Annotated in this window: 5 protein-coding genes; 3 read left to right on the top strand and 2 right to left on the bottom strand. The window is 41.2% G+C overall.

Annotated features, from left to right (window positions below):
* Positions 1-1,344 (top strand): DNA phosphorothioation-associated putative methyltransferase (locus tag AACT21_RS05200; protein ID WP_094164446.1); only part of this gene is annotated, 1,344 nt, incomplete at its 5' end.
* Here the strand turns inward: AACT21_RS05200 and AACT21_RS05195 are convergent.
* Both AACT21_RS05195 and dndA read right to left on the bottom strand, forming a co-directional pair.
* Positions 1,341-2,144: a restriction endonuclease gene (locus AACT21_RS05195; RefSeq protein ID WP_094164445.1), complete on the bottom strand. Its 804-nt coding sequence runs from the start codon at positions 2,142-2,144 to the stop codon at positions 1,341-1,343. The genes AACT21_RS05200 and AACT21_RS05195 overlap by 4 nt on opposite strands.
* A 6-nt stretch (positions 2,145-2,150) precedes the next feature.
* The gene (dndA, locus tag AACT21_RS05190) at positions 2,151-3,275 is read right to left on the bottom strand and encodes a cysteine desulfurase DndA (RefSeq protein WP_094164444.1); all 1,125 of its coding nucleotides are present in this window, start codon (positions 3,273-3,275) and stop codon (positions 2,151-2,153) included.
* A gap of 114 nt (positions 3,276-3,389) precedes the next feature.
* Between dndA and dndB the strand changes: the two genes are divergently transcribed.
* Both dndB and dndC read left to right on the top strand, forming a co-directional pair.
* Complete coding sequence (gene dndB, locus AACT21_RS05185; RefSeq protein WP_094164443.1) at positions 3,390-4,484, top strand: DNA sulfur modification protein DndB; 1,095 nt, start codon at positions 3,390-3,392, stop codon at positions 4,482-4,484.
* A 20-nt stretch (positions 4,485-4,504) separates the two neighbouring features.
* The coding region (dndC, locus tag AACT21_RS05180; protein ID WP_094164447.1) for a DNA phosphorothioation system sulfurtransferase DndC at positions 4,505-6,243 on the top strand (1,739 nt) is incomplete at its 3' end.

The following is a 6,243-nucleotide window of genomic DNA, read 5'->3' as shown; positions in this document are numbered from 1 at the left end:
GGATTAGATGCACTAGGCTGGGACCCAAACTTTAGACCAGACGTTGAACAAGTATCCTCAGATATCGTCAATCTGGGCTTTGTCTTAAATGTCATTGAAGATCAAGATGAAAGATTGGAAGCCTTACTTGGGGCTTGGGAGTTAACAGAAAGGCTCCTGATTGTAGCCGTCATGCTAGCCAACGAAACTTATATCAATCAGTTTAAGCCTTATAAAGATGGAGTTATTACTTCACGTAACACCTTCCAAAAATACTACGCACAGTCAGAAATTAAAGCTTATCTTGAACGGAGCCTTCAGGAAGAAGCGATCGCTATTGCACCGGGTATATTTTACCTCTTTAAAGATAAACTAGAAGAACAGCGCTACTTACAAAGTAAATACCAACGTCATCATCAATGGCAGCAGCTCACCTCACCACAGCCAATGGAAGCAAAAGACAAAGCAAAGCTGGTCATCGCCCAGCATCAAGCTCTGTTTGATAATTTTTGGAATACTTGCCTAGAGCTTGGTCGGATACCTGCAAACGATGAGTTTGCAGCAAGTGAACAGGTTCGCAGCCTCATTGGCTCACATAAGAAAACCTTTACTTTGATCGGTGACATGTTTGATACCAAAGCATTTAAACAAGCAGAAAGACGACGCAAGGAAGACCTTTTACTTTATTTTTCAATGGGATTATTTGAAAAGCGCAAACCCTACACACAACAACCTGAAAACTTGAAAAGAGATATCAAAGCGCTTTTTGGCGATTACAACACTGCAATTAACCTAGCGACTGAGCTATTATTCGCCATAGCTGATAAGCCCCTGATTCAAGCACAATGCGAAAAAGCTCATCAACAGTTACCTGCTAGTGTGTTAAACCCCGATCACTCACTAATCTTCCATAAATCATGGTTAGATGAGTTACCGTTACTGCTTAGAGTTTATGTAGGCGCGGGGTTACAAATGTACGGTGAATTGGATGAATCTATCGACCTGATTAAAATTCATATTCGCTCTGGGAAATTGACACTAACGCGCTACGACAACTTTGACAATTCCGTGCCCTACTTAGTGGAGCGAATAAAGGTTAAAATGGCCGAGCAAGATATTGATTTTTTTGACTACGTTGATGAAAAAAATCGCCCGCCGTTGTTAAACAAACATCTATTTCTACCGATCACGCACACAGACTACAAGAAACAGCTTAGCTTTGATAAACGATTAGCCAAGCTGATGGAGTTTGAACCAGCTGAAGAAACTCAGATGATACGAGCGGAGTTTGAGGTGCTTTTGGGCAAACATCATAAGGAAATCAGAGGTTTTACTTTTGGCAATCTAAAATCAACTTCAAATTAACTGTAAATAAGATCAGCATCAAAATCATAAATTTCGATCTGTTTCCTTTGAATTCCTATGCCTTTTTCAATGATTATTTCCGCTAATTGTTCACCATCTATTAGAACAATAGGAACACAACCCGGTTTAAATGAAACTTCTTGAGCTTCTTTAGTAAAGCTGCTTGTCGTAATAAAGATGCCTTGCTCATATTCGCCAGTTATATCCCCTCTAAATTGAGAAACATCTGGACGACCAACTTTATTATTTTCAGCGTATCGCTTGCACTGCGCCGCTACTCTCATCTCAGCGATACCGATCTTTAAAGCGCCTTTCACATCTATTCCACCATCACGGCCGACAGATGTTACATTCATTCTCCTGAAACCATAGCGATTTAAGAAATGCTTGCTAAACTCTTCAAACTCATTAGGTTTCAGAGCACGTAAGTAGGCCAATATCTCAGCTTTACATTTCTCTTTTTGCTGTGCAGCGAGCTCAAAAATTTGCTCGGAACAATCATCACTTTGCAGCTCTTCAGAAGAAGGCTCTTTAATTTCATAACCTACCGTAAACTCGCGATACTGTTCCAGAAGTTCATACTTCCCATCTGTGTGCTTATAAAAATACCTGTCAGCATTCATCTTTGTAAATGCTTTATTCTTAGAGTGCTTATCCATCGTAACCCTAAGAACTTCAAGCGGCTTTTTTGCTCCAAAAGCATACAAATGCTGTCCCACGATTACTTCGTACACTTCAGTTGCCGTTGCTGGCTTTTGAATCGAATTTAGTGCTGCAATAGCCGCTTCATAAATTTTCATAGCGATTTATAAGTATTGTTTAATCTTTTCAATAATTTCCGCCAATGGTAACTCTTTTGTTTGGTAACACCAAGACATACGGATCGCACAATCGATACGATCTTCATCAAACCCCATCGCTGTTAATACGTGGCTCGGTGTATAGCTTGAAGATGTGCAAGCAGAACCATTCGAAACGGCAGCAATCCCCTTCAACGCAACCATAGCAGCCTCTGAGTTCACTTGTTGAATGGAAAAATTAAGTACATGTGGTGCTGTATTGCGCCCATTAACCTCTATTCCAATTTCAGCAAGTGCTCTCAGTGCTTCATCTTTTAACTTTTGACAGTGCTGCGACCATATTTCAGAGTTTTTATTAGCCAAAGAACACGCCTCTCCTAAACCGGCTATCAGTGCTACAGGCAACGTACCGGGTCTTAAACCCCGCTCTTGACCACCTCCATACATCAGAGGTTGCAATGGGATTTTTTTAAACCCTCTTCGTTTCACAATAAGAGCTCCAACACCTTTCGGCGCGTATAGCTTATGACCACTCACACTAATCATATCGATACGATTGTTTTTTAAAGCTTCACTATACTTTCCGAATCCTTGGGCTGCATCAACGTGAAAATATGTATCATGCCCTTCTAAAACAGCAGCGTATCCTGTGATGTCCTGAAATGAACCTGTCTCATTATTGATATGCATCATACTGACAAGAAAAGTATCGGGCCTTAGCGCTTCCGCTAATGACTCTTTTGATACCAGTCCAGACTCATCACAATCTAGGTAAGTAACGTCAAAACCTTCCGACTCTAGAACCTGTACAGGTTCTAAAACCGCCTTGTGTTCAATTTTAGTTGTAATTATGTGTTTTTTGCTTTCCTTTAACGCCCAAGCTTTCAGTCCAAGAATTGCAATGTTGTTACTCTCTGTCGCACCGCTAGTAAAAAACACCTCATTTTTTTCAATGCCGACAACATCTGCAATTTGTTGTCTTGCTAACTCGGTTGCTTGCTTCGCTTTCACACCAAACTCATGAGTCCTGCTGCCTGAGTTGCCAAACTCGTCGATCATGTATTTACAAACGATCTCAGCTACTTCAGGAGCAATGGGAGTAGTTGCGTTGCAATCTAGGTATGTAGTCATTAAAAAGCCTTAACAAATTGGGAGACAATAACAAGTGACTCGCGTATAGTACACGCCACTGTTCGTACGAACAAAGAAAAGTGTTCGTAAAAACACCGATGTGTAGATAGAGATATGACTGATGTAATTTCCGGGACTTCATTCCCAGCCATTAAAGGCATACAAGCAGACACCGAATTTTACACGGTGATGTGCCCACTCAAAAGGTTAAAAAGGATTTTTACGTTTGATGAAAGTGCTTTACCTGTAAATGAGCGTGCGCAACGGCTATTGAACCCTGATCGCATACCAGAGATCAGCAACTATATACTGGAGAACAGAGACAGTTACGTCTTTTCGGCCCTTACTGCATGTATCGACGGTGAAACTGAGTTCATTCCAATAGGACAAGGTAAACATCAACAAAAAATTGGAACATTGACTATCGATGACGATGCTGAAGTCTATATTACTGACGGGCAGCATCGCAATGCGGCCATTAATGAAGCTCTTAAACAGGATCCATCTCTTGGTGAGGAGAACATTTCAGTAGTTTTTTTTGTTGGTAAATCCTTACCTGAAAGGCAAAAAATATTTAAAGACCTCAATTTATACCCAGTCAAAACCGATAGTTCACTCAGTATTACTTACGATGGCAGACCTGATGCCCTCCTTTCAAAAAGCGTAGTTTTCGAGAGCAAAACGTTGTCTAAGTTGATACATATGGAGAACAGCAATCTTGGTACGCGCTCCAAAAAACTAGTAAGTCACAGTGCATTGAACAAAGCAACCAAGGAGCTTTTCGATGTAGTCAACGAACATACTTATCAGGAGCAAGCTGTCATAGCGAGGGAATTCTGGGAACATCTCGTTGAAGTGATACCAGCATGGCAATTAGTTTACAAAGAGCAAGTTTCAGGTGGCGAGATAAGGGAAGAGTCAATCCACGCTTACTCTGTGACCTTTCAAGCTTTGGGTATCGTCGGAAATTGGCTTCTAAAGAACGATCCTCTTTGGAAAACGAAAACTCTCGCATTGAAAGATATTGATTGGTCAAGAAGTAACAAGCGCGACTGGGAAGGAAGATGTGTTGTTAATGGTGCTATGCGCAACTCATCAGTAGCAATGAAATTAACAGCAAACCGAATTAAACACTACCTTTCTATTCCTTTAAGCGCGAAAGAAAAAGCCGAAGAAATCAAATTCAAACAAGCGAAACAGCGCCAGTGAACCACGAAGTAAATCCAATTATGACTGTAAATACTGTACAAACACGCTACTCAGCATTTAACGAGCTCGGCTTCAAAGAAACAATCCAACGCTTGGTTACTAAGACAAAAGATCTTTATCAGAAAGATGACATTCCTTGGGTGATAGGCTACAGCGGCGGGAAAGATTCAACAGCGATACTTCAAATAGTATGGAATGCTGTAGCAGAGCTTAAAAAAGAAGGTAAAGCAACGAAGTCTGTGCACGTCATTAGCACGGATACCTTGGTTGAAAACCCGATAGTCGCGCTTTGGGTCGATCGTTCCTTGAAGCAGATGAAAAAAGCAGTAGACGAACAAAACTTACCTATCCATCCACACCGTCTTACGCCAAAAACAGAAGACAGGTTCTGGGTCAATTTAATAGGTAAAGGCTACCCTGCACCTCGCTATAAGTTCCGCTGGTGTACAGACAGGCTAAAAATTAGCCCTTCAAATTCCTTCATCCAGAATGTCGTGAAAAAGAATGGGGAAGCCATCTTAGTATTAGGAACTCGTAAGCATGAAAGCACGGTTCGAGCGGCGAGTATGGAAAATATCGAAAACCGTTCAGACAATACACGTAAAAATGACGGACTCAACGTTAACACGCAACTAGACCGTGTCTGGGTATATACGCCAATCGAAGATTGGACCAATGATGATGTCTGGTCTTTTTTAACTCAACAGAAAAATCCATGGGGCTACAGAAATGCTGACTTGCTCGGTATGTATCAAGGTGCTACGGATGGTGGAGAATGTCCGCTAGTTGTTGACAAATCGACACCAAGCTGTGGGGATAGCCGCTTCGGTTGTTATGTCTGTACCATGGTTGGTGAAGATAAGTCTATGGCTGCCATGATCGCAAATGATGAAGAAAAAGAATGGATGTTGCCGCTGCTCGCACTTCGCAATGAAATCGATATCAATGATGCGAACAAAGACATAAAAGCGAACAAGATCGCGAGAGACAAACATAACCGAGACTTCCGAAGAATGAACGGTAGTCTAACTGTCCATATCAGTATGAAAGAGTTCAGCGAACAAAAAGACTTAACTGATAGCGAAGATATGTTCGAGTTATTAGCACAGTACGAAGACAATACTGATTACAAATACGAGAACTTGCCTGCTGATATCGTCCGTGGTCCATACAAACAAGCTTTTAGAGAATCAATGCTTCGTAAAGTTCTACAGGCGCAAATGGAAGTCAGAGAATGCGGGCCGCAGGATGTTAAAAACATAGAACTGTTGACTCTCGAGGACTTAGAGGAAATTCGTCGTATCTGGGTTGATGAGAAAAACGAAGTAGAAGACAAGGTTCCTCTCATTTATGAAGAAGTCACGAGGCAAAAATACAAGGGCGCACCGAGAGCGTACAGCCCAGTTGTTAATAACGCTATTCTCAGCAAACTCAAGGAATTTTGTGCTAAGTACGAAGACCCTGATGAACTAAAGTACCAACAACTTAGAACATTACTTTCTATCGAAGATAGATATAAGCATCAACTACGACGAGCAAAGATTTCCGAGGATTTAGAATCCGCGATCGACAAAGGTGCTTTTGAGAGTATCGATCATGCCCGCCGATTTGCTCTCGATAAAGTAAAAAATGAAGTGCTCGTAAAGCTTAACCGACTAAAAAGTGTTGGTAAAGACAACGAGTTCTTAATGAATATTGTATCCAACCTTCAGATTTTGGATGCTAAAAAGGAAATTAGTAAGGTAAATAAATATAAAGC

Origin of the sequence: Vibrio sp. V08_P9A1T1, assembly GCF_963874405.1 — a bacterium.
Taxonomy (GTDB): Bacteria; Pseudomonadota; Gammaproteobacteria; order Enterobacterales; family Vibrionaceae; genus Vibrio; species Vibrio anguillarum.
This window is presented reverse-complemented; position numbering and strand designations above follow the sequence as displayed.

Excerpts from the sequence above, each read along its gene's own strand:
- dndA (WP_094164444.1), bottom strand. The coding sequence starts at position 3,275 with ATGACTACATACCTAGATTGCAACGCAACTACTCCCATTGCTCCTGAA.
- dndB (WP_094164443.1), top strand. The coding sequence starts at position 3,390 with ATGACTGATGTAATTTCCGGGACTTCATTCCCAGCCATTAAAGGCATA.
- AACT21_RS05195 (WP_094164445.1), bottom strand. The coding sequence starts at position 2,144 with ATGAAAATTTATGAAGCGGCTATTGCAGCACTAAATTCGATTCAAAAG.